General features: G+C 71.3%; 23 protein-coding genes and 1 pseudogene. 13 read left to right on the top strand and 11 right to left on the bottom strand.

All coding sequences use genetic code 11. From position 1 onward, the window contains the following. Positions 1–38: 38 nt before the first annotated feature. The 3 genes from BUE43_RS28840 to BUE43_RS28850 are packed head-to-tail and all read right to left on the bottom strand — an operon-like array spanning position 39 to position 3,391. On the bottom strand, positions 39–770 hold the full coding sequence (locus BUE43_RS28840; protein ID WP_073489374.1) for an AfsR/SARP family transcriptional regulator: 732 nt from the start codon (positions 768–770) through the stop codon (positions 39–41). 24 nt (positions 771–794) lie between these two features. After that, positions 795–1,814, bottom strand: a complete 1,020-nt coding sequence (locus BUE43_RS28845) for a Dyp-type peroxidase (protein WP_200797709.1) — start codon at positions 1,812–1,814, stop codon at positions 795–797. Next, a complete protein-coding gene (locus BUE43_RS28850) occupies positions 1,811–3,391 on the bottom strand; it encodes a S8 family peptidase (RefSeq protein WP_073489378.1) in 1,581 nt (526 codons plus the stop codon). The genes BUE43_RS28845 and BUE43_RS28850 overlap by 4 nt, the downstream gene beginning before the upstream one ends. Positions 3,392–3,969: 578 nt before the next feature. On the opposite strand from BUE43_RS28850, the gene BUE43_RS28855 reads away from it, so the two are divergent. Next, positions 3,970–4,200: a hypothetical protein gene (locus BUE43_RS28855; protein WP_073489380.1), complete on the top strand. Its 231-nt coding sequence runs from the start codon at positions 3,970–3,972 to the stop codon at positions 4,198–4,200. Next, positions 4,200–4,682, top strand: coding sequence for a Clp protease N-terminal domain-containing protein (locus tag BUE43_RS28860; RefSeq protein WP_200797710.1), 483 nt, complete (start codon positions 4,200–4,202; stop codon positions 4,680–4,682). Before BUE43_RS28855 ends, BUE43_RS28860 begins: the two co-directional genes overlap by 1 nt. A gap of 40 nt (positions 4,683–4,722) precedes the next feature. Here BUE43_RS28860 and BUE43_RS28865 read toward each other — a convergent pair whose 3' ends face one another. After that, on the bottom strand, positions 4,723–5,010 hold the full coding sequence (locus tag BUE43_RS28865) for an ArsR/SmtB family transcription factor (protein WP_073489382.1): 288 nt from the start codon (positions 5,008–5,010) through the stop codon (positions 4,723–4,725). Positions 5,011–5,091: 81 nt separating this feature from the next. Here BUE43_RS28865 and BUE43_RS28870 point away from each other — a divergent pair, with 81 nt between their 5' ends. Further along, complete coding sequence (locus BUE43_RS28870) at positions 5,092–5,409, top strand: cupin domain-containing protein (RefSeq protein ID WP_073489396.1); 318 nt, start codon at positions 5,092–5,094, stop codon at positions 5,407–5,409. Positions 5,410–5,577: 168 nt separating this feature from the next. On the opposite strand, the gene BUE43_RS28875 is transcribed toward BUE43_RS28870, so the two are convergent. Then, complete coding sequence (locus BUE43_RS28875; protein ID WP_234995983.1) at positions 5,578–5,946, bottom strand: winged helix-turn-helix transcriptional regulator; 369 nt, start codon at positions 5,944–5,946, stop codon at positions 5,578–5,580. Positions 5,947–6,080: 134 nt separating this feature from the next. Between BUE43_RS28875 and BUE43_RS28880 the strand changes: the two genes are divergently transcribed. Continuing rightward, positions 6,081–6,860, top strand: coding sequence for an SDR family oxidoreductase (locus BUE43_RS28880; protein ID WP_073489400.1), 780 nt, complete (start codon positions 6,081–6,083; stop codon positions 6,858–6,860). Positions 6,861–6,980: 120 nt separating this feature from the next. Here BUE43_RS28880 and BUE43_RS28885 read toward each other — a convergent pair whose 3' ends face one another. Further along, the gene (locus tag BUE43_RS28885) at positions 6,981–7,562 is read right to left on the bottom strand and encodes a CGNR zinc finger domain-containing protein (protein ID WP_073489402.1); all 582 of its coding nucleotides are present in this window, start codon (positions 7,560–7,562) and stop codon (positions 6,981–6,983) included. 129 nt (positions 7,563–7,691) lie between these two features. Between BUE43_RS28885 and BUE43_RS36080 the strand changes: the two are divergent. The 3 genes and pseudogenes from BUE43_RS36080 to BUE43_RS28895 all read left to right on the top strand — a co-directional run. Next, a pseudogene (locus BUE43_RS36080) lies at positions 7,692–8,078 on the top strand (MFS transporter); the annotation flags it as partial. Positions 8,079–8,128: 50 nt separating this feature from the next. Then, complete coding sequence (locus BUE43_RS35460) at positions 8,129–8,866, top strand: MFS transporter (RefSeq protein ID WP_234995985.1); 738 nt, start codon at positions 8,129–8,131, stop codon at positions 8,864–8,866. 74 nt (positions 8,867–8,940) lie between these two features. Further along, positions 8,941–9,819, top strand: a complete 879-nt coding sequence (locus tag BUE43_RS28895; protein ID WP_073489406.1) for an NmrA family NAD(P)-binding protein — start codon at positions 8,941–8,943, stop codon at positions 9,817–9,819. 85 nt (positions 9,820–9,904) lie between these two features. Here the strand turns inward: BUE43_RS28895 and BUE43_RS28900 are convergent, their stop codons facing one another. Next, a complete protein-coding gene (locus tag BUE43_RS28900; RefSeq protein WP_073489408.1) occupies positions 9,905–10,396 on the bottom strand; it encodes an RICIN domain-containing protein in 492 nt (163 codons plus the stop codon). Positions 10,397–11,042: 646 nt separating this feature from the next. On the opposite strand from BUE43_RS28900, the gene BUE43_RS28905 reads away from it, so the two are divergent. The 3 genes from BUE43_RS28905 to BUE43_RS28915 all read left to right on the top strand — a co-directional run bounded on the left by BUE43_RS28905 (position 11,043) and on the right by BUE43_RS28915 (position 14,004). After that, positions 11,043–11,402 carry a YciI family protein gene (locus tag BUE43_RS28905; protein WP_073489507.1) on the top strand — a complete coding sequence of 120 codons (360 nt, stop codon included), beginning with the start codon at positions 11,043–11,045 and terminating at the stop codon, positions 11,400–11,402. A gap of 57 nt (positions 11,403–11,459) precedes the next feature. Then, positions 11,460–12,755, top strand: coding sequence for an RNA polymerase sigma factor (locus BUE43_RS28910; protein WP_073489410.1), 1,296 nt, complete (start codon positions 11,460–11,462; stop codon positions 12,753–12,755). Between the two features lie 73 nt (positions 12,756–12,828). Then, entirely contained in the window at positions 12,829–14,004 is a 1,176-nt protein-coding gene (locus BUE43_RS28915; RefSeq protein ID WP_073489412.1) for a macrolide family glycosyltransferase, read from the top strand. 57 nt (positions 14,005–14,061) lie between these two features. Here the strand turns inward: BUE43_RS28915 and BUE43_RS28920 are convergent, their stop codons facing one another. After that, positions 14,062–15,540 carry an aldehyde dehydrogenase family protein gene (locus tag BUE43_RS28920; protein ID WP_073489414.1) on the bottom strand — a complete coding sequence of 493 codons (1,479 nt, stop codon included), beginning with the start codon at positions 15,538–15,540 and terminating at the stop codon, positions 14,062–14,064. A 629-nt stretch (positions 15,541–16,169) separates the two neighbouring features. Between BUE43_RS28920 and BUE43_RS28925 the strand changes: the two genes are divergently transcribed. Continuing rightward, positions 16,170–16,391 carry a hypothetical protein gene (locus BUE43_RS28925; RefSeq protein WP_073489416.1) on the top strand — a complete coding sequence of 74 codons (222 nt, stop codon included), beginning with the start codon at positions 16,170–16,172 and terminating at the stop codon, positions 16,389–16,391. An 18-nt stretch (positions 16,392–16,409) separates the two neighbouring features. Here BUE43_RS28925 and BUE43_RS28930 read toward each other — a convergent pair whose 3' ends face one another. Then, positions 16,410–17,354, bottom strand: a complete 945-nt coding sequence (locus BUE43_RS28930; RefSeq protein WP_073489418.1) for a Vgb family protein — start codon at positions 17,352–17,354, stop codon at positions 16,410–16,412. A 551-nt stretch (positions 17,355–17,905) separates the two neighbouring features. On the opposite strand from BUE43_RS28930, the gene BUE43_RS28935 reads away from it, so the two are divergent. After that, positions 17,906–18,316, top strand: coding sequence for a hypothetical protein (locus BUE43_RS28935; RefSeq protein ID WP_073489420.1), 411 nt, complete (start codon positions 17,906–17,908; stop codon positions 18,314–18,316). A 68-nt stretch (positions 18,317–18,384) separates the two neighbouring features. Here BUE43_RS28935 and BUE43_RS28940 read toward each other — a convergent pair whose 3' ends face one another. Together BUE43_RS28940 and BUE43_RS35465 are read right to left on the bottom strand one after the other, a co-directional pair. Then, positions 18,385–19,410, bottom strand: coding sequence for a methyltransferase (locus BUE43_RS28940; protein WP_073489422.1), 1,026 nt, complete (start codon positions 19,408–19,410; stop codon positions 18,385–18,387). Between the two features lie 143 nt (positions 19,411–19,553). Beyond that, positions 19,554–20,048, bottom strand: coding sequence for a phosphotransferase (locus BUE43_RS35465; RefSeq protein WP_234995988.1), 495 nt, complete (start codon positions 20,046–20,048; stop codon positions 19,554–19,556). Between the two features lie 674 nt (positions 20,049–20,722). Between BUE43_RS35465 and BUE43_RS28950 the strand changes: the two genes are divergently transcribed. Further along, positions 20,723–21,478, top strand: a complete 756-nt coding sequence (locus tag BUE43_RS28950; protein WP_073489424.1) for an MBL fold metallo-hydrolase — start codon at positions 20,723–20,725, stop codon at positions 21,476–21,478. Positions 21,479–21,507 lie beyond the last annotated feature (29 nt).

Raw genomic sequence — 21,507 nt, forward strand, 5'->3', positions numbered from 1 at the left:
TGGAGGCGGCTTCGCCCGCCTCCACCCCTGATCTTCTGTCAGTTGCCGCCGGTCAGGATCGCCGCGTGTTGCTCCCGCAGCTCAGGGCCGGGGTCGAGGCCCAGTTCCTCGGACAGCAACTGGGACACCTGGCGGTAGGTCGCCAGCGCCTCGGCGCGTCGGCCCGATCTGTTCAGCGCGACCATCAGTTGGCGCCAGAACTGTTCCCGCCACGGGTGTTCGGCGGTCAGCGCGCGCAGTTCCGGCACCAGCGCGAGATGCCTGCCCAGCGTCAGTTCGGCGTCGATGCGGCGTTCCACCGCGTTGAGCCGCATCTCCTCCATGCGCGCTCCCTCCTCCCGCAACAGCGGCTCCGAGGTGATGCCCATCAGGGCCGGGCCGCGCCACAGCGCAAGCGCCTCGGCCAGCAACCGCGACGTTTCCGCCGGGTCGGTGGCGCGCTCGGCCTCCGCGGTCAACAGCTCGAAGCGGGACAGGTCCAACTGCTCGGCCGTGATCGCGATCAGATAGCCGCCCACGGCGGTGCGGATCACCGCGCCGTGGCCGCCCAATGCCTGTCGCAGGCGCAGCACGTAGTTCTGCAACGTGGCCACGGCGCGCAGCGGTGGGCGCTCTGCCCACACGCGCTCGATCAGGGTCTCCGTGGGCACGGTCCGGTTCGGCTTCAGCAGCAGCGCGGCCAGCAGGCCGCGCAGCTTCGCCGCGCCGATCGCGATCGGCACGCCGTCGTCGTGCACCTCGACCGGGCCCAGCAGCCCGAACTCCAGCACTTCTCCCCCAAGCTCCGGCGAAAGTCAGCCGGCGTTGATCAGGCGCTGTCCGACGTACTCCTGCGTGCCGGTTCGCGGGCCCGGCAGCACGAAGAAGTAGCCGCCGCCGAACGGCATCACGTACCTCTCCAGGGCTTCGCCGGCCAGTCCGCGCTGGACCGTCTCGAAGCCGCGCTTCAGATCACGCTGGTAGCACGTGAAGATCTGTCCCGTGTCCTCCGCGCTCCTGCGGTAGGAGTAGCTCCGGCGCAGGATGCGGCGGCCGCCGCTCTCGGCGGCCCGCCGGACGTGCGCGTCCACCGGCATCTTCGGCAGATCCAGCCCACCGTCCTTCTCGGACTTCCCGAGCGGGATGTCGCTTTCCTTGCGCCGCCCGAAAACCTGCTCCTGCTCCTCCGTGGTCTTGCGGTCCCACGTCGGCATGGCGAGGCGGATCAGGCGCACCACCAGGTAACTCCCGCCCACGCACCACTCGGGCTCGTCGTCGTCCGGCCCGACCCACACCAGGTCGTCCATGGCGGCGGCGTTCGACGTGTCCGGGTTGCCCGCGCCCTCGCGGAACCCGAAGAGGTTCCGGGAGTCCTGCGACTGGAACCCGTCGATCCGCCACCGGGGCGCGAGTCCCGGAACGGGCCTGGCCAGCGCGGCCCGCGCGGCCTCGGGCGTGTCGGCGAGCACCTGCACCAACAGGTCGCCATGACACCATTCCGGCGCGAGCACGTCGTTGCGGAACTCCGGCATCCGCTCCAGTTGTCGCGGCTTGCTCCAGTAGAGGTCGAACCGGTCCTTGAACAACGACGCGCCCACCGCCACCGTGACCGAGGCGTTCGGGACGGGCGAGCTCAGCGCGCGCAGCGTATCGGCGAGCTCCACCCGGTTCTGGGCCTGGACGTCGAACGCGGCCAGCGTGAACGCGGCCCGACCGGGACCCAGCACACCGGGCTGGTGTGCGGCCGCCGGGCGCGGCGGCGGGGCGGTCGTGCAGCCGGCCAGGCCCGCGACCGCGATCGCCGCCAGGAAACCGCGGCGGCCGATCTCTGTCACAGGTTCAGCGTCCATCCGAGCAGAGCCCCCTCGTCGAGGTCGAAGTTGTCCCGCACCACGAGCTTCCACGTGCCATTGGCGTCCACAGCGGACAGGTTGATCGGGTAGGTCCGGTCGAGGTCGGTCGCGGTGTCCGCGCTGTCCGCCGCCTTCAGCTCCACCTCGGCGCCGTTGGGCGCGACGAGCCGCAGCGAGAGGTCACCCCGGAACGGGTGCTCGGCCCGCACCCGCACCGAGGCGTTCTCGGCGACCTTCCGACCGCAGGAGCCGACCTCGACGGCGCTGGTGACGGTGCCCCGGTCCGGCACCGCCTGCCGGTTGTCGTTGCTCACCGAGCACACGGCGTCGGCCGGCCCGATGTACAGGAACTTGTTGGGGGAGCCGCTCTTCAGGGTGCTCTGCTTCAGCACGCCCTCGGTCGCGCGGCCCACGACCGCCCTGGTCACCTCCGCCGGAGTCGCGGTGGGGTTCTGCGCCAGGTACAGCGCCGCCGCGCCGGCGACGTGCGGGGAGGCCATCGACGTGCCCCGGAGCACCACGGTGGCGTTGTTGGTCGCGTTGTGCGCGGACTTGATGGCCTCGCCGGGCGCGAACAGGTCGACGCACGACCCGTAGTTGGACCCGGTCTCGGCGCCCGAGCCGGTCCAGCCGCTGGCCCGCTCGTCCGCCGGGTTGCTCGCGCCGACCGTGATCACGTCCGGGTACGCGGCGGGGCTGTAGGAGCAGGCGTTGGACTCCCAGTTGCCCGCCGAGGCGACGTAGGTGATGCCCGCGTCGATCGACCGCTTGAGCGCGGCCTCCTCGATCTCGGAGCGCGAGCCGCCGAGGCTCATGTTCACGACGGCCGGCTTCTTGGCGTTCGCGGTCACCCAGTCGATGCCCGCGACGATCTGGCTGACCGAGCCGACGTTGTCACAGCTCAGCACCCGCACCGACACGATCTTGGCCTTGTTGGCGACGCCGAAGGTCGTGCCGGCCACGGTGCCGGCGACGTGCGTGCCGTGACCGGTGGTGCTGCAGTCCTGGCCCTTCCAGCTGTCGCCGATCGCGTCGAAACCGACCGACGCCCGGCCCCCGAACTCGGCGTGCGACGTCCGCACGCCGGTGTCCAGGACGTACACGGTGACGCCCTCGCCCGCGCTGTCCGGGTAGTTGTAGGCGTTGTTCAGCACCATGCTCCGCTGGTCGACCCGGTCCAGGTTCCACGGGGCGTTCGGCCGGGTCGCGGTGGCCCTGACCACCGAGTCGGCCTCCACCCTGGCCACTCTCGGGTCGGCCGCCAGGCGTCTGGCCTGCTTCTCGGTGGCGGAGACGGCGAAGCCGGCCAACGCCGACTGGTACACCCGCTCGACTTTTCCGCCGTACCGGGCGGCCACCGCCTCGGCCGTTGCCGCCTTCGCCAGCCCGGCCGGCTCCTTCAACGACACGACGTACCGGCCGTCGACCACCTCGCCGCCGGCGGGCTTGTCCACCCGGCCTTCCGCAGCCTGGGCCGAACCGGCCAACGCGGTGGGCACGACCGCGGCGACCAGTGCCGTGGCGACGAGAGACCGACGTGCCAACGCGAATGCGCGCATGACAAACAGACCCCCAGAAAAACGAGCGGACACGCGGCCCGCGCCGACGCTGGCGATGTCCAGCTTCGGGATCCTGTCACCGAGGTCGTCCCCGTTCTACCTCCGAACGGAGGTAGAACGGCGAGAGCGCGATTTGGTACGCGCCGCGGCGCGGGGTTTGGCGAGCTCACGGCCCGATTGGTTCAGCTCGCGCTTGTGTCCGGGATCACCGCTGGTGAGGAGCTCCTGGAGTCCTCTTTGCGGGCTCGGCAAAAAAGATGAACGTTGACGTCGGTGTCGTGGTAGCGCGACGCGTTCAACAAACGTCGGGAACGGTCTCACGGCGCTTCCGGGGCCATGCTGGAAATGTTTGGAAGTGTTGGCAACCTTTGAGCCGTCTCGCGCGTCGTCCTGGGATTGGCCTGTTGTCATCCTCGTGTCATGCTCGCGGGAATGGAGACCGCGTCCCGAGGTGGCGGGGTGTCGGGGCATTCGCGCGGTGGAACGTTTCGCGTCGGCTCTCCGGCCGGGTCCGGCGCGTGGCAACTGGGAGCAACCTGCGTTGACTAAAGCGTCATTAGTCAACTACGGTTGCTTACATGCCTGATGTCGAGGTGTCCGACCCGCACGGCCCTGGTGATCGTCTCGCGGCGGTCGTCGCGTTGCGGCGGCTCGCCGACCAGTTGGAGGACGCCGCCGTCGAGGAGGCCATGCGTGAGGGCTGGAGCTGGCCACAGGTCGCCGAGGCGCTCGGCGTCACCCGCCAGGCCGTCCACAAGAAACACGCCAAGCGGCTCATCGCCGCCGGGGTCGAGCTGAGGAGGCGCTGATGGTGTCCACGTACGACCAGTATCTCCGCCGGGTCGTGGTGCGGGGGGAGCGCGAGGCGCGGGACGACGGATCGGCGACCGTGGAGGCGCACCACCTGCTGCTCGCCGTCGCCGAGGACCCGGAGGTCAGCACGCGGGAGGTGCTGGCCTCGGTCGGGCTGGACCGGCGGGCGGTGCGCGCCGCGCTGGACCGGGAGTTCGAGCACAGCCTGAACGCCGCCGGGGTGTCCCTCAGGTCCTTCGCGCTGCCGCGACCGAGCGGGGACGTCGGTCGGCCGAAGCTGGGCGCATCCGCGAAACTCGCGCTGGAGCGCGGTGTCGCCGCCGCCGGGCGGAAGAAGGACCTGCGGCCCGCGCACGTGCTGCTGGGCATCCTCCAGGCCGAGGTCGGCACGGTGCCGCGCGCGCTCGCCCTGGCCGACATCGACCGGATCGACCTCCGGGTTCGGGTCATGGGGACGCTCACCCCCGGAGCTGAGTGATCGCACGCCGGCGCCTGGTCCCGGTGGGCGCGGTCTGGTGCTAGTCCGCCCTGGCGGCCGCGCTCAGGGCTCGAACCAGGTCGGCGGCCTGGGGTGACGCCAGGCGGTAGCGGATCACCCGGCCCTCGCGGTCGGCGGCGACCAGCCCGGCGGACCGCAGCGTGGCGAGGTGGTTGGAGACGTTCGGCTGGGACGCCCCGGTGCTCGCGACGAGTTCGCCGACCGACGCGTCGCCGTCGAGCAGCGTGTGCAGCAGCGCGATCCGGATCCGGCAGCTCAGTGCGCGGCCCACCTCGAAGAGCCGGTCGTCGACGTCGTTGGCATCCATCAGTGCGTGATGATACGTTCCCGACGTAAATATCAGCCGTCGATGATGTGTTGCATCCGTGTCGCTGCTGGAGGTGTCGACATGACCGACGTCGTCTGGACCCACGTGGATGATGTGCCGTCGCGCGAGCCGTTCGGCGAGGGCATCACGTTGCGCGAGTTGTGGCGTGAGCCGTCGGGCCGGTCGTGCCACGTGGTGGACATCGCGCCGGGCGCGGTGTGGCCGGAGTTGGACGTGCACGAGCCGGGTCCGGAGGAGGTCTTCGTGGTGTCGGGGGTGTTCAACGACGGGGTGCGGGACTACCCCGCCGGCACCTTCCTGCACTGCCCGGCCGGGTCGAGCCACATCCCGCAGTCCACGACCGGTTGCCGGCTGTTCGTCTTCTACCCCGAGGGCTGATCGTCCGCGCCCCTCGGTGATGTCCGGCTGGCTGGCTCCGGCCGTCATCCTGTCCGGGTGGGCGGGAACCGCACGAAGTCGATCTGGCTGGGCTGCTACACGGAATTGCAGCCACCTCGCGGAAACACGTGTGCCGCCCAGTCAGATCGGCGCGTCCACATCGCGCGTCTACTGGCGGGCTGGGGGCTCCTGGGCGTCGTACTTCTGTTGCGCCGTCACGACGTGCTCGGCGTTCGCGCCGATCCACCGCACGAGGTTGTGCATGTGCTCGGCGAGTCCGCGGCCGAAGTCGGTGAGCTCGTAGTGCACCTTCGGCGGGACGGCGGGATCGACGTGACGTGTCACGAGCCCGTCCCGCCGCATCGTGGTCAGGGTCTGGGACAGCATCTTCTCGCTGATGCCGTCGATGGTCGCGTGGAGTTCCGAGAAGCGGTGGGAGCGCTCGCGCAGGGCGGTCAGGATCAACACGCCCCAGCGGCTGCCGACGTGGTCCAGGACCATCCGGGCTGGGCAGTCCCGGTGGAAGACGTTGCTCACGGCCGTGGTCACTTCCCTGTGACGTCGAGTTTCCTTGTCAGGTAAGGAACTTACGTCAAGGTACGTACTTACTCCGGGAAAGGGTCGGTGTTACGGTCGCGTCCCGGAGAAGACGCGACGAGGGGAACGACAACGTGCGGGCAACGTCTTCGGTCGCCGTGGTCACCGGTGCTGGTCGTGGCCTCGGCGCGGCCACCGCTCGGGAACTGGGACGCCGTGGTCACCACGTGATCGTCAACTACCGCGCCAACGCGGACGCCGCGCGGGCGGTGGTCGACGACATCGTGTCCCGGGGCGGCAGTGCCACCGCGCTCGCCGCCGATGTCTGTGATCCCGAGCAGGTGTCGGCGTTGATCGCCGAAGTGATGGCCGCTCATGGTGGCATCGACGTGTTGGTGTGCAACGCCAACACCGTCACCCCTCGCTTCGAGCCGCTGTCGGACGTGGAGTGGGACGACTTCGTCGGCAAGGTGACGGGGGAGCTGGCCGGCGCCTTCTTCGTGACGAAGGCGGCACTGGCCGTGATGCGTCCCCGGCGGTCGGGGCGGATCATCTACGTGTCCAGCACCGCCGCCGACTACGTCGGCTCCGGCCGGCTGTCGCACTCCACCGCGAAGGCGGCGCTGAACACCTTCGCTCGGCACGTCGCCGCCGAGGCCGCCGCTGACGGCATCACGGTCAACACCGTCGCTCCCGGAGCGGTCATCACCGAGGCCAGCGCTTCGGTGATCACGGGGGAGCGCCGTGAGTTCCTCAGCGGCAACTCCGTTCTCGGCCGTGTGGTCGAGCCCGACGACGTCGCCGCCGTGATCGGCGCGCTCGTCGATCCCGCCATGGCGGCGGTGTCCGGAGCCGTGGTCCGGGTCGACGCGGGCTTCGGAGTTCTGGTCGGCGGCCCCTCGTCGATGGCCTGAGGCGCCGCCAGGCTCGGTCGTGGGCTGACGCGCAGCCGTCCTGATCCTGATCAGTCCACTATGGAGGGACGTGCGAGGGACGTCCCCGTTCTCCTGACGTGCCGCGGAATTCGCCGCAGGTCAGGCTTTGGTGGTCGAGCGGCGGTGCTGGGCGGCCTTGGCCCGGTTGCCGCACACGGCCATCTGGCACCAACGACGCCGCCGGCCCGCCGACAGGTCGACGAACCGGCCGCTGCAGTTCACCCCGTCGCAGATGCGCACCCGGTCGCGCATCTCGCTGCCGAGGAGTTCCGCCGCGTCGAGGGCGATCCGGCCGAGCGCGCCGCGGGCGTCCGTCGGCTCGGCCGCGACGCGGAGCACCGGCACCCCGTCGCAGAGCTCCAGGCGCGGCGGGTGTTCCCCGCTGCGCGCCAGCCAGGAGTTGAGCACCTGTTGGGCTTCCGCCGGGAAGCGCTCGCCCTGGACCACGGACCGCAGCCCGGCGTCGATCGCCTCGCGCAACTGCCTGGCCTCGGTCAGCAGCTCCTCGTCGACCTGGCCCCGGCACGGCACCAGCTCCGCGGCCTCGAACCACTCCTCCAGGTCCCGGGGGTGGCTCAGCAGTTCCCGGCCGGCGGCGTAGCGCTCCACGCGCGTGTTCACGAAGTCCACGCTGAGCCGTCCGCCGTACCAGGCCCAGCAGCGCCGTCGCTCCTCGCTCATAACCAGATGATAGGTTGAGTCACCGTAGTAACCACATATGCGGTTAGTTGCGAGGTGGCACTGATGTCGCAGGGCGAATCCGGGGGAAACCGCTCGGCCGCCGTCCAGATCTGGTTGCTGGCGCTGGGCATGTTCGCGATCGGCACCGATCTGTTCATCGTGTCCGGGCTGTTGCCCGCCCTGGGCCACGATCTCGGCCTGTCCACGGCCGCGGCCGGCCAGACGGTGACCGTCTTCGCGATCACCTACGCCGTCGCGGCGCCGATCCTGGCCGGCCTCACCGGGACGGTCGACCGCCGCACGCTGCTCGTCGCCGTGCTCGCCGTGTTCGCGGTGGGCAACGTGCTCTCCGCGATCGCCACGTCGTACGCGGTCCTGCTGGTGAGCAGGTTCGTCGCCGGCGCGGGCGCGGCGCTGTTCGCCGCCACCGCCTCGGGCACCGCGGCCCGCATCACCGCGCCGGAGCGACGTGGACGCGCACTGGCGGTCGTGTACGCGGGCATGACCTCCGCGATCGCGTTGGGCGTCCCGCTGGGCAACGTGATCGGCAACGCGCTGTCGTGGCGGTGGGCCTTCGATTCGTCACCGCGCTCGCCGTCGTCAGCGGCGTCGGACTCCTCGTCAGCGTCCCGGAACTGCCGGGCAGCGGGAGCGCCGGCATCCGGCAGCGGCTCGGCGCGGTCCGCATCCGCCGGGCGCCCTCGGCCATGCTGGTCACGATGCTGTGGGTGCTCGGCACCTTCGTCGTCTACACCTACCTCGGCACCCTGCTGGACAGCGTCACCCACGCCACCTCAGCCGCCGAACCCTGGCTGCTCCTGGCGTTCGGCGTCGGCAGCTTCGCCGGCGTCCTGCTCGGCGGCCGGCTCTCCGACCGCGTCAACCCCACCGCCGGCCTCGCCGGCTCCCTCGCCCTGCTGACGGTCGTGCTGGCCGTGCTGGGCCTCGCGCTCCGGTCAGTGCCCGGCGCGGCGGTCGGCCTCGCGTTCTGGGGACTGGTGCACTGGGCCAGCTTCCCCCTCATCCAGCACCGCCTGCTCGGGATCGGCGGCTCCCACGGGGACGTGCTGCTCGCGCTGAACAACAGCGCCGTCTACTTGGGACAGACGTTGGCCGCCGCCCTCGGCGGTGTGTTCGCCAGCGCCGGACTCCTCACCGCACTGCCGGTCTCCGGCGCGGGCTTCGAACTCCTCGCCCTCCTCGCACTGGCCCTGAGCACCCGAGCCCACCGTTCCACCGCAAGGGAAGCGCACGCGAGCGAGACACCCGTCGTCGCTCCCGCCTCGGCCAGCGGGAACGCCTGACCGGCCGGCAGCGGGAAGATCCACTCAACCTTCGGGGTTGGGGAGATCGCGGGACCAACCTGGGGAGGACTTCGATGATCCTGGTCACCACGCCGAACGGCAGCGTGGGGCGACACATCGCCGACGCGCTGCGCGATCGCGAGGACGTGCGCTATTTCGTCCGCTCCGACCGTGGCGTGGCCGCGTTGGGCGAGGTGCGTGGGGAGGTGGTTCGAGGCGATGCCACCAATCCGGACGACGCTCGCCGGGCGGTCGCGGGTGTTGAGCGGCTCTACCTCGCGCACCCGTTCGGCGACGACCAGGTGACCGCCGAGACCACTCTCGGACTCGCCGCGCTGGACGCCGGAGCGCGCCGGATCGTCAAGCTCGGTGCGCGGGCCTTCCACGGCGTCGGCACCGTGCCCGACGCCGTCACCGGGGTGCACGAGACGATCACGGCCCGGCTGCGCGAGGTCGGCGTGCCGGAGCTGACAGTGCTGCGGCCGGACCGTTTTCTCCAGAACTTCCTGTATTCGGCCTCCTCGATCGTCGAGGGCGTTCTGCCCGATCCCGGCGGCGACAACGCGCGCGGTTTCCTCGACACGCGGGACATCGCCGACGTCGCGGTCGCGGAACTCCTCGCCGACCAGCCACTCGGCGGTGAGATCGAGCTCAGTGGACCGGAGGAGCTGACGATGACGGCGGTCGCGGAGCGGTTCGCCGCCGTTCTCGGCCGTCCGGTGCGCTACGTCGACGTCCCGTTGGACGAGGCCTGGCGGGCGAGGCTGACGGACTCGGGCACCTCGCCGTACTCGCTGGAGGGACTGGCGGACCTGTACGGGAACTACCGCACCGAGCGGTCATCCGGGCTCGGCGACGGTGTCGAGCGCGTGCTGGGCCGGGGTCCGCGGTCGATCGACGTCTTCGCGGCCGAGGTCCTGATTCCGGCCCTTGTGGGCGGGCGGCGAGGGTGAGACCGGGTTCGGCACCGGCGCGACCGCGACGTCACGCCGGTGCCGAACCGCGGACGGCAGCGAACACGCCGCACGTCGTGTCTTCTCAGCTCCAGCTCTGGAAGCGGGACTTGTTGCAGCCGAAGGCGCGGAGTCCGTGGGGGTGGCTGTCGTCGATGCAGCGTCCCGTCTCCTGGTTCCTGAACTCCAGGGTGCCGTCCTTCCAGCGCGTGACCCACCAGCTCTGGAAGCGGGACTTGTTGCAGCCGAAGGCCCGGAGACCGTGGGCGGCGCTGTCGTCGATGCAGCGGTTGGTGTTGAGGTTCTTGAACTCCCTGGTCTTGTCCTTCCACACCGTGACCTGGAACCTCTGGAAGTCCAGGTTGTTGCAGCCGAAGGCGCGGAGTCCGTGGGCGTTGCTGTCGTCGATACAGCGCCCGGTTTCCTGGTTCCTGAAGGTGTTGACGGCCTCGGCGACGGCGATCTTGAGCTCGTCGTTCGCGTCCGGCGTCGCCGACGCGGTTCCGACACCGGTGAGCAGCGTGGCGACCCCGAGAACGACGACGACGGCGAGCCGGGCGAGACGATTCGGTGCCATGGTTCTCCCTGCGGGAAGACGTGGGTTCTCTCCGGTCGAGCGGCGAATCATCGGACCTCGCTGTGCCGAGGCCACCCCAGTGGATTGTTGGTCGACCGTGGTGGACGGTAGCCAGCCGCGGTTCGCCTGTCGATCGGCCGTCAGGGCCGTCTCGCGTATCACCCGTTCGCCGGCGTTCCCGCAGGTCCAACCCGCCTGAGGTCCGTGGCACCTCAGCTTTCCCTGTGGACAGCCGGACCGCCTGTTCCGCGGACGGCCGACCACCAGGTCTGTCCACAATGGTCACACGCCGCCGACGCCGGACCGGGGAGCGACTTGCGGCGTGCCGGGCGTGGCCGCCGTCCACACCGAACAGGCCCACGTCCACAGTGGAGTGTTGGCGACACGGGCGCGCACGCTGCTGACAGTGCGCTCGGAGTCGGCCCGCAACTGGCGGCGGAAGGTGGCTCGGTCGCGCTCGCCGCGGTGCTGCGGCTGTGAGGATTCTGGTTACGGAGAGTGGCGGGAGTGTGGGGTGTCGGGCATCACACCGCTTCCTGAGAAGTTTTTGGGGGGGAGGTGTCTTTTCGGCGGGACGCCGTTCGTCGTCATGCTGTGCGGCAACCGGCCGCGCGGGGACGTGACCGAACCTGACAGGAGTTGGACCGTGAAGTACATGCTGCTCATCCAGGCCGGGGCGATCGGCGAGGACGGGATGGCCGAGGGCTGCGAGGACGGGGGCGTGGAGGCGTGGATGGCCTACGACAAGGAGGTGAAGGACGCCGGGATCTTCGTCTCGGGGGAGGCGCTGGCGGACCTGGTCACCGCCACGTCGGTGCGGGTCGACCGGGACGGTCGGCGGATGGTGACCGACGGGCCGTTCGCCGAGACCCGGGAGGTGCTCGGCGGCTTCTACGTGATCGACGTGCCGGACCTGGACGTCGCGCTCGACTGGGCGGCCCGCTGCCCCGGCGCGCGCGGCGCCGGGTCGGTCGTGGTGCGGCCGATCGCCGACTTCGGGGCCTGACGGGCCTGACGGGCCGGAGGAACTGAGGGGTCTGCGGACCTGGAGGGGGTCTGGGGGATGGGCGAGCGGACGGCCGACGCCGTGCCCGTGGAGACGGCGGTCGAGGCGGTGTTCCGGGAGGAGCGCGGCCGGCTGCTCGCCGCCCTCGTCCGGCGGTTCGGCGACCTCGACCTGGCCGAGGAGGTGACCTCCGACGCGGTCGAGGCGGCCCTGACCCGCTGGCCGGTGGAGGGGGTTCCGGACCGGCCGGGGGCGTGGTTGCTGACCACGGCGCGGCGGCGGGCCGTGGACCGGCTGCGGCGGGACCAGGCGTACGCCGCCCGGCTGGCCCTGATGGCGGTGGAGGCGGAGCGGGCCGAGCCCGCTCCGCCCGCCGACGCCGGCGGCGACCTGCACGGTGACCCGCACGGCGACCTTCCCGATGACCGCTTGCAGCTGTTCTTCACCTGCGCCCACCCCGCGCTCGCCGACGAGGACCGCGTGGCGCTGACCCTGCGCTGCCTGGCCGGCCTGACGACGCCCGAGGTCGCGCGGGCGTTCCTCGTTCCGCAGGGGACGGTGGCCCAGCGCGTCGTGCGGGCGAAGAAGAAGATCCGCCAGGCGCGGATCCCGTTCCGGGTGCCCGAAGCCGACGAGCTGCCGGAGCGGCTGCCCGGGGTGCTCCAGGTGCTCTACTCGATCTTCACCGAGGGGTACGCGGCCAGCTCCGGGGCGCGGTTGCAGCGGCTCGACCTGGCCGAGGAGGCCATCCGGCTGGGCCGCATCCTGCGCCGGCTGCTGCCCGCCGAGCGGGAGGTCGCCGGCCTGCTCGGGCTCATGCTGCTGATCCACGCGCGGCGCGCGGCGCGGACCGGACCGGACGGCGCGCTGGTGCTGCTCGACGAGCAGGACCGCGGGCTGTGGGACCGCCCGATGATCGAGGAGGGGCGCGACCTGGTGGTCGCCGCGCTGACCGGCGGCCCGGCCGGCCCCTACGGGGTGGAGGCCGCCATCGCCGCCCTGCACGACGAGGCCGACGACCTCGCGAGCACCGACTGGCCCCAGATCGTGGCGCTCTACGACGTGTTGCACGCGCTCACGCCGTCGCCTGTCGTCGCGCTGAACCGGGCCGTCGCGGTCGCGATGCGCGACGGCCCGGAGGCGGGACTGGCACTGCTCGACGAACTGGCCGGCGAGCCGCGGTTGCGTTCCTACCACCCCTACGCGGCGGCGCGGGGGGATCTGTTGTGCCGCCTGGGTCGACTGCCCGAAGCCGCCGCCGCTTACCGGCAGGCCCTGGAACTGGCCGGCACCGACCCGGAGCGAGCGTCCCTGCGGAATCGGTTGGGGGCGGTCGAAACGAACGCCGGATGACGTGACCGAGAGAAAGGAGAGCTGCGTCAAACCCGCTCTGGCGGAACCGCGTTCACTCCTATGCTTCTCTGCTATGCCAAAGAAATTGCTGTTCGTCACCCTGGCCGGCCACGGCCACGTCACGCCGACGCTGGCTCTGGTGGAAGAGCTCGTCCGGCGCGGTCACCACGTGGAGTACGCGACGGGTGAGGAGCACTCCGAGGCGGTCGTCAAGGCCGGCGCGCGGTGGGTGCCGTTACCGTCGATGAAGGCGTTCCCCGTGGCGGAGAAGGTCGACCGCGACGCCATCCTGAGCTGGTTCCGGTTCTTCTTCGCCGCGATGTGCGACGTCTATCCCGTGCTGCACCAGCACTGCGCCACCGAGCGCCCGGACGCGATCTGCTACGACGCGACGAACTGGCCCGCACGCGTGGTGGCGGAGAAGCTGGGCATCCCCGCGGTGCGCACCGTCCCCAACCTCGCCTCCAACGGGACCTTCTCGCTGAGGTCGGCGATGATGGACGGGATTCCCGAGGACCACCCCGCGTTGGTGGCGCTGGCCGAGGACGCCGCGCGGTTCGCCGCGGAGCACGGTGTCCCCTTCGGCACGGCCGACATGATGGACGTGCCCGAGAAGCTGAACCTGGTGTTCCTTCCCCGGGAGTTCCAGATCGCCGGTGACAGCTTCGACGAGCGGTTCCGGTTCGTCGGCCCCATGCTGGGCGACCGGGAGCGGCAGGAGCCGTGGACGCCCCGCGACCCCGAGCGCCCGGTGCTGTTCGTGTCGTTGGGCAGCGTCTTCACCGACCGCGCGTTCTACCGGTCCTGCCTTGAGGCGTTCGACGACGGCGCGTGGCAGGTGGCGATGAACGTCAGCGGCGTCGACGTCGCCGAGCTCGGACCTGTTCCGTCCACTGTGGACGTTCGGTCGTGGTTCCCGCAGCCGGCGGTGCTCCGGCACGCCGCCGCGTTCGTCTCGCACACCGGGATGAACTCGACGATGGAGGCGCTCTACTACAAGGTTCCGCTGATCGCCCACCCCCAGATGCCGGAGCAGGCCCTCAACGCCGACCGGGTGCAGGAGTTGGGGTTGGGCGAACGGCTCGGCGGCGCCATCACCGCCGAGGTGCTGCGGGAGACGGTGGACCGCGTCGCCTCCAGCGCCGCTGTGCGGGCCAACCTCGACCGCATGCGCGAGGTCATCGAGAAGAGCGGTGGCCCCGCCCGGAGCGCGGACGAGATCGAGGACTACCTCGCCGCGTCGGCATAACGGCCGCTGGTGTCGGCGATAGCCCCGGCCGGGGCTACCGCCGACACCGGGCGGCGCTCAGAACGGGGAGCGCCGGATCTCCGCCTGCGCGGTGATCCACTGCACCCTGGTGAAGGTGTCGTGGTTGGCCTTGCCGCCGAAGTGGCCGCCCACCCCGGACGCCTTCGTCCCGCCGAAGGGCGCCACGGCCTCGTCGTCCACGGTCTGGTCGTTGATGTGCACCGCGCCGGACTCGATTCGCTCGGCGATCTCCAGCGCGCCGAACGGGTCGGCGGTCAGGATGCCCACCGACAGGCCGTACTCCGAGGAGTTGATGATCTCGACGGCCTCGTCGAGGGTGTCGTAGGCGACGACCGGGGCGACCGGGCCGAAGATCTCCTCGGTCAGCGCCGGGGCGTCGAGGGGCACGTCGACGAGCACCGTCGGCCGGTAGAACAGGCCCTCGTAGGACGCCCCGGCGACCGGCCGCGCGCCGCGCGCGATGCTGCGCAGCACGATGTCGTGGATCTTGTCGCGCTGCCGCTCGTCGATGACGGGGCCGAGGGCGTTGTCCGGGTCGGTGGGGTCGCCGACCCGGATCGCCTCGGCCTTCTCGGCCAGCGCCGCCGCGTACCGCGCGGCGATGGACGAGTGGACCAGGTGCCGCCCGGTGGTCATGCAGATCTGGCCCTGGTGCAGGAAGGAACCCCACGCGCCGGCCGACGCGGCGGCCTCCGGGTCGGCGTCGGGCAGCACGAGCAGCGCGTTGTTGCCGCCGAGCTCCAGGTGCAGCCGCTTCAGCAGCGGGGCCGCCGCCGCGCTGATGGCCCGCCCGGCGCCGGTCGAGCCGGTGAAGGAGACGCAGGGCACGTCGGGGTGCTGGACCAGGGCCTCGCCCACGTCGGCCCCGCCGGGCAGCACGTGCAGCAGCCCCGGCGGCAGGCCGGCCTCGGCGAACAGCTCCGCCAGGGCCAGCCCGCCCGAGACCGGGGTGCGCGGGTCGGGCTTGAGGACCACGGCGTTGCCGAGGGCGAGCGCGGGCGCCACCGACCGCGTGGACAGGATCGCGGGGAAGTTGAACGGCGTGATCACGCCGACCACGCCGAGCGGGACGCGGCGGGCCAGCGACATCCGCTGCCGGGAGCTGCGCAGCAGCTCGCCGTGCGGGTCGGAGGTGAGCGCGGCGGCCTCGTGCAGCTCGGAGGCGACCAGACCGACCTCGGACCGGGCCTTGCCGAACGCGGACCCCGACTCGGGGACCAGCCAGCGGGTGATCCGGTCCGGGTCGGCCTCCAGCAGCGTCGCCGCCCTGCGGAACACCGCGGCCCGCTGGTCGTAGGTCAGCCGGGCCCACGCGCGCTGGGCCACCACGGCGGCCGCGACCGAGTCGGCGACGTCGTCGGGGGTGGCCGCTCCGACGGTGGCGATCACCGCGCCGGTCGCCGGCGCCGTGACGTCGAGCGTGCCGGCCCGGCCGGCCCGCCAGGTCCCGTCGAAGATCCGGCCGGCCCAGGCCGGGCTGTCGGCGCCGGTGACGGGCGGTTCGGTCGTGGTCATCGAGGGGACCTCCGGGTGCGAGCGGACGACGGTGTGCCGCGTGCGGTTCGGGGAAGAGTAGTAATCCGCCAAACGGGTGAACAAGGGGTTCGGTCGGCTTTTTTTGGGCGCGAGCGTGGGTGCCAGGCGACGGATACGTCCTGTTTTCACCGTATCGGGAGTTCGTGTCGGGTTCGCTCAGCAGCCCGGCGACGCGATCACCGAGGGGCGCGGAGCGTGCCGGCGGAGGGACTGGGGAGGGCTGATCGGGAACCCGGACGAGGGTGACCCCTCGCCGGGTGCCAAGCGGGGCGCGGGGTCAGGGTCCGCGGAAGAACGTGACATCCGCTTTCGGCGTTTCCAGGCCGCGCTCGGCGCGTGATCGGTTCCGGGAGCCGACCATGAGACCAGTCACCGCAGGACGTCGGGACTGTCGGCCAGGGAGACGTCGTTGTTGCCGACTCCGCCCCGCTATCACGGCTGATTCACATCTGTCGTTCTCGTTCCCCGTCGTGCGATCCCTTGCCAGTTCTGTCCGGGGTGCGTCGTCGCGGCGGAGGCCGCCACTTCTCGCGTACGGGGGTTCGTGTCGGGTTCGCTCAGCAGCCCGGCGGCGTGATCATCGAGGGGCGCCGTCAGAGCTGTCGGCGTTGTCGGAGCTGTCGGCGGAGCAGGAAGCCGAGTTGCGGGTGGTGCTGGAGCGGCGGGCGCGGGAGCTGGGCCTGCTCGCGCTCCGAACGGCCAGGCTGGCCGGCGACCAGTGCCGCACGGAGGCGCTGCCCGGGGCGGTGCGGGCGGCTCGCACCGCGCACCGCGAGCTCGACCAGCTCCCGCTGGACCTCTCGCGAGCGACGCTCACGGTGTCCAAGTGATCGCTGCCGCCGGGTGGGTCAGGGGCGGGGGATCGACACCACGTTGTACGGGGTGGTGGGCCTCGGCGGCGTGTTGAACCGGGCGTTGGGCAGGTAGAGCCGGTCGCGGAAGGACGCCACGGTGGTCGGCACGTCGAAGCGCGGGTCGGTCACCCTGGTCGTCACGGTCCCGGTGGTCCCGGTCGGGTTCAGCTGGACGACCGCCACCTGGTTCAGCCTGTTCTGCACCACGAAGAGCGTGTTGCCCTCGCGCAGCATCCCGTCGCCCCTGGGGAGCGACTCGCCGCGGAGGTCGACGGTCCTGGCCACCCCGGTGGCCGGGTCGACCCGGAACAGCTTGCCGGTGTTCCACTGGATCACCAGCAGGCCGCTGCCGTCCGGAGTGGTCGCGATCCCGTTGGCGTTGGTTCCCTCCTGGTACACCAGATCCCCGGTCAGCCGGAGCCGGACCACGGCCGACGGGGCGGGCAGTTCTCCTCCGCGCCCCAGGGGGAGCTTGTACAGCACCGGATTCGTGGAGTCGGTCAGCCACACGGCGTCGGAGGCGATGACCACGTCGTTGACGAAGCTCCCCGAGGACGCGAGGCGGTAGGTGGCCAGCACGTCCCCGGTGCGGCTGTCGATCACCCGCGCGTTGCCGCCGCCCCCGCCGGCGACGAACAACCGCCCCCGTGAGTCGACCTTGAGCCCGAGCGCCGCGCTCCCCGAGCCGCCCTGGCGGAGCACCTTGCCGTTCCCCGTGGCCAGGTCCGCCTTGTAGATCGCCCCGGTGCCCATGGACCCGAAGTAGGCGAACCCGTCGGAGCCGATCGCGATGCCCTCGGGCCGGAACCCGGCCGGCAACGGGAACGAGGTGGGGTAGGCCCTGCTCGTGGCCATCTCACCGGCCTCGACCGGCGCGGCCGGCACGACCGCGAGGGTCGCGGCGGCCAGCGCCACCAGAAAACTCCTTGCGCGAACCATCACGCGTCCTTCCCGAACCTGGGTCGGGGCCCCGCGGCCCCCACGAACAGCCTCTGTCGTTCGGGCGGCGGTCCGAGGAACCGGAGGGTCGGCGCGGAGCGCGAACCTGGGAACAGGTCACGGTGCTCCCGGAGGGCACCGGTGCATCCACCACGGCCAACGAACCCTCTCTCGGCCTGTCCTTGCGATGGCTGAGTTCCTCGGTCTTTCTGATGTAAGCGCGCGAACCCGCGTCCTGTCGAGTCCTCCCGTCGGTGCCGGGCCTCCGGGGATCGTCGGCGGCGCGTGCCTGTCGCTGGTCGGGGAAGGGAAAAACCTGTTCACCGACTGGTGATCCATCGACGTCGAGTTCCGGTCGCCGCTGACAGAAGTACGACCAAACTCGGCGGATTGGTGCCACGCAGGGGAAGTCCGCGCCCAACCGCCGACGCGGGGCCGCTTCCAGCGCACTGCTGGAAGCGGCCCCGCCTCAACACCCATCCCTCAGCGGTCTGCACCGCGAACAGCTAACTCGGTGGAGGGGAAGGAAAGGGAATGGCACGATCAGCCGCATGACCACGGTTCCGGTTGCCACGTTGCGGCTCTTCGCGGAGGAGTGCGTCTCGTTGGTGTCGGCCCAGTTCGGACGGCAGCTCGACTGGAGCGTCGACAGCCTCGGCGAACTCGACGACGTGTGCGCCGCGCTGCTGGCGGACGGTCCGCTCACCGAGGAGCGGATGGACCTGTGGTGGAAGGTGATCGGGGCCTACACCGGTGAGGTAATCGTTCGCGCCTACGGCGGACAGTGGGGCGAGCACGAGAGCGCACTGGGGGCGTTCGCGGTGCTGGTGAACGGAATCACCGGATTTCCCTTCGCTGTCACGGAGAAGGTCCTCTCCGGCGAGTCCTTCAAGAGCCTCGCCTCGTTCGGGCGCTCGCTGCCCGCCATCTGGAGCGCGAGCGGCGGGGCGACTGGCGGCTGACGCCGCCAACGCCCCCAACGAGGTCGCGACACTCGGCCGAGTCGACACTGATCGAGGCCAAGGGGGCGTCAGGGCTGGTCCGCCGTGCCGGTGACACCGAACTCCAGCATCACACGAGCATCGGCGACCCGGGTGGAGTTGAGGAGCCGCAGGCCGCAGGCGGCGGCGAGGGTGGACAGCTCTTCGGTGGTGCGTTCGCGACCGCTGAAGAGCACCACCATGCCCAGGTCGATCTCGGTGTGGCGATCCTGCCCGGGGACCCCGTCGCGCAGTCCCTCGATGACGAGCACCACGCCGTCGGGTGCGGCGGCTTCGGCGCACCTGCGGAGAATGGCCTTCGCGTTGTCGTCATCCCAGTTGTGCAGGATGTCCGACAGCACGTAGGCGTCCGCGCCCCGCGGCAGCGGGTCGAAGAAGCTGCCCGCCACGACGTCGGTCCGGTCCTGGAACCCGTGCTCGGCGAACCTCGCCGCGGCGGCCGCCGCGGTGGGCGGGAGGTCGACCACCCGGGCCTTCAGTCCGGTGTGGACACCGAGGATGTGGCTGAGCAGGGTGCCGTCGCCGCCGCCCACGTCGACGACGTCGGCGAAGCGGCTCCAGTCGAACCGCCGCGCGATCTGCGCCATGTCGTCCCGCATCCGGTTGCTCATCTTGGCGTCGAAGGTCTGGCGCAACCGGGGGTCGGCGTCGAGGTCCGCCCAGAACCCCCGTCCGTACCGCCGGGGGTAGCCGGCCTCACCGGTGCGGACGGTGTGCAGCAGCTCGACGAAGGCGAGTTCGGCCCGGCCCAGGGCGCCGGTGATGTCGAGGTCAGCGCGGATGCCGCCGGGGGCGTCGTCGCGCAACCCGCGGCCCAGCTCCGTGATCCGGTAGCGGTCCCGCTCGACGTCGATCTCGAACACCCCGGCGGTGACCAGGTGGTCGAGCACTCCGCGCAGCGCGAACGCCGAGCTGCCGGTCCGGCTCGCCAGGTCCTCCGGGGTGGTCCAGGTGTCGGCGTGGTCGGCCAGGCCGAGTGTCGCGGCGACCCGCACGCACATCGGGGTGACGACATCGGATAACGCCCGCAACGTCTGTTCCGAGTTCTCGGTCATCGCATCTGCTCCTTCTCCGTTGAGCGTCAACGAACTCACATGGCGCACCGAAGCGACGCGATGACGAGAGTAACCATGATTCGATCAACGAACCGAAGCGCACGCTGGCGGGAAGTAGTTGCTGTGGCACGAAAAGGTGTCGGTCAGCGCAGGGCCGCGAAAAGCGGTGCGAAGTACCCGCCGTCTCCCTCGGCGAACGCCGTGAGCATGGTGGAGGCGTTCGCGAGGTCCGTCTCGTCGACGTCGTCGTCGACGGCGCCGGCGGCCAGCTCCTGCTCCATCAGCCACACCTCCAACATGATCGAGTAGCCCACGAGCACGTCCGGTCCACCGGCGGCCGCCAACGAATCCTCGGCGATCCGGGTCACCACGTCCCGCAGCGGCGCGCGCTCGTCGGGGTCGCCCGGCGCGAAGGCGATCTTGACGATTTCGTTGAGGTCCACGGCGAGGGGCGCGACGACGGCGAATTCGAGATCGAGCAACGCCGTGACCGCGCCGTCGTGCCAGAGCGTGTTGGGCGCGCAGAGATCGCCGTGGTTCAACACCGTCGGCACGCCGGGCAGCGCCGCCCAGAAGCGGTCGAGGGCCGAGCCGAGCCCCTTGGCCTGGGCCGGGCTGAGTTCGCCCGCCGCGACCAGTCGGTCGAGGGAGGCGGTGGCCTCGGCCTCGCTCTCGGGGAAGAACGGCGAACGGGAACGGGGGCGTGCGGCGCCGCCTCAGCCACGTCCACGCGGTGGATGTGGCGCGCCCGCTCCCACATCTGCTCCACGGCGCGCGATCGGGCGGCGTGATCGAGGGAAGGCCAGATCTCCTCCAGATTCTCTCCCGGCACCCGTCGGGTCAGCACCCACTCGTGCCCGCGCGCGACGCCCGCGTCGACGATCTCGGGGTAGCCGACCTGTGCGGGGAGCAGGGCGGCCAACCGCTTCTCACGGAGCAGATCCGTCCGCCCCGGCTCGGTCGCGACACGGATCACGAGGTCGCCGGTCAGCCACGTGGCGTTGGTCCAACCGCGACCGCGCCGCGCGCCGTCGAAACCGACTCCGTGTTGGCCGAGAACCTCCTCCGCCACGCGCTGGGGGACGGCCCTCGGGAGGTTCTCGTGGATCACCAGATCGATGCTACAGACGGTCCTCACCGCTCCCCCGGTGCGGACGACGGCCAGTGGACCGTCCGGCAGAACCCGAAAGCGCTGGTCACGCTCTGGTGCTCGGCGGGCGACGCGGGGACCATCGGAGGGCTCGTCCGGGGCGACCGGGGCACCCGACCAGGAGCCCGCCCCGGTCGACCGGTCGCGGGGAGGGAGCTCGGCGTGCACGAGGTCGCCAAGAACGTCTTCTGCGTGCGGGGAACCGACGTCAACTGGTTGCTCGTGCGGGAGGGGCGGGATCTGACGTTGATCGACAGCGGTTGGCTCGGCGACGTCCCGGCGCTGGAGCGGTCGATCCGCGCGATCGGCTGCCGCCCGGGGGACGTGTGCGCCGTCCTGTTGACCCACGCGCACCTCGACCACGTGGGCGGTCTGAACCACCTGCGCGAGCGCTACGGCGTGCCCGTCCACATGGATCCCCGCGAGGTCCCGCACGCCCGCCGCGAGTACCTGGAGCAGGTCCGCCCGGCGGCACTGCTCCAACGCGCGTGGCGGCCCCGCGTTCTCGCCTGGAGCCTGCGCATCCTCCGCGCGGGAGCGACGCGGGACCTGGCGATCCCGCACGCGGAGCCGTTTCCGCACGACGGTCCGCTGGACCTGCCGGGGCGGCCGGTGCCGGTCGCCTGCCACGGCCACACCTCCGGTCACAGCGCCTACTACCTGCCGGACGCCGGAGTCGTCGCGACCGGGGACGCGTTGGTCACGGGGCATCCCACGTCGCCGGTGGTGGGGCCGCAGTTGCTGCCGTGCTACTTCTCCCACTCCGCGCGGGATTCCGTGGCCGCGCTGGACTCCCTCGCCGAACTCGACGCCGGCGTTCTGGTTCCGGGGCACGGCGATCCCTGGTACGGGCCGCTGTCGTCCGCCGTGGCCGAGGCGCGCCGCCGCGCCGCTTCCTCGGAGGGGACGAGGCGCTGAGGTCCCCCGTCCACAGTGGACGGCCAAGG

It is taken from the genome of Streptoalloteichus hindustanus (genome assembly GCF_900129375.1).
In the GTDB taxonomy this organism is placed as follows: Bacteria; Actinomycetota; Actinomycetes; order Mycobacteriales; family Pseudonocardiaceae; genus Streptoalloteichus; species Streptoalloteichus hindustanus.

Excerpts from the sequence above, each read along its gene's own strand:
- BUE43_RS28850 (WP_073489378.1), bottom strand. The coding sequence starts at position 3,391 with ATGCGCGCATTCGCGTTGGCACGTCGGTCTCTCGTCGCCACGGCACTG.
- BUE43_RS28855 (WP_073489380.1), top strand. The coding sequence starts at position 3,970 with ATGCCTGATGTCGAGGTGTCCGACCCGCACGGCCCTGGTGATCGTCTC.
- BUE43_RS28860 (WP_200797710.1), top strand. The coding sequence starts at position 4,200 with ATGGTGTCCACGTACGACCAGTATCTCCGCCGGGTCGTGGTGCGGGGG.
- BUE43_RS28865 (WP_073489382.1), bottom strand. The coding sequence starts at position 5,010 with ATGGATGCCAACGACGTCGACGACCGGCTCTTCGAGGTGGGCCGCGCA.
- BUE43_RS28870 (WP_073489396.1), top strand. The coding sequence starts at position 5,092 with ATGACCGACGTCGTCTGGACCCACGTGGATGATGTGCCGTCGCGCGAG.
- BUE43_RS28885 (WP_073489402.1), bottom strand. The coding sequence starts at position 7,562 with ATGAGCGAGGAGCGACGGCGCTGCTGGGCCTGGTACGGCGGACGGCTC.
- BUE43_RS28895 (WP_073489406.1), top strand. The coding sequence starts at position 8,941 with ATGATCCTGGTCACCACGCCGAACGGCAGCGTGGGGCGACACATCGCC.
- BUE43_RS28900 (WP_073489408.1), bottom strand. The coding sequence starts at position 10,396 with ATGGCACCGAATCGTCTCGCCCGGCTCGCCGTCGTCGTCGTTCTCGGG.
- BUE43_RS28910 (WP_073489410.1), top strand. The coding sequence starts at position 11,460 with ATGGGCGAGCGGACGGCCGACGCCGTGCCCGTGGAGACGGCGGTCGAG.
- BUE43_RS28915 (WP_073489412.1), top strand. The coding sequence starts at position 12,829 with ATGCCAAAGAAATTGCTGTTCGTCACCCTGGCCGGCCACGGCCACGTC.
- BUE43_RS28920 (WP_073489414.1), bottom strand. The coding sequence starts at position 15,540 with ATGACCACGACCGAACCGCCCGTCACCGGCGCCGACAGCCCGGCCTGG.
- BUE43_RS28930 (WP_073489418.1), bottom strand. The coding sequence starts at position 17,354 with ATGGTTCGCGCAAGGAGTTTTCTGGTGGCGCTGGCCGCCGCGACCCTC.
- BUE43_RS28935 (WP_073489420.1), top strand. The coding sequence starts at position 17,906 with ATGACCACGGTTCCGGTTGCCACGTTGCGGCTCTTCGCGGAGGAGTGC.
- BUE43_RS28940 (WP_073489422.1), bottom strand. The coding sequence starts at position 19,410 with ATGACCGAGAACTCGGAACAGACGTTGCGGGCGTTATCCGATGTCGTC.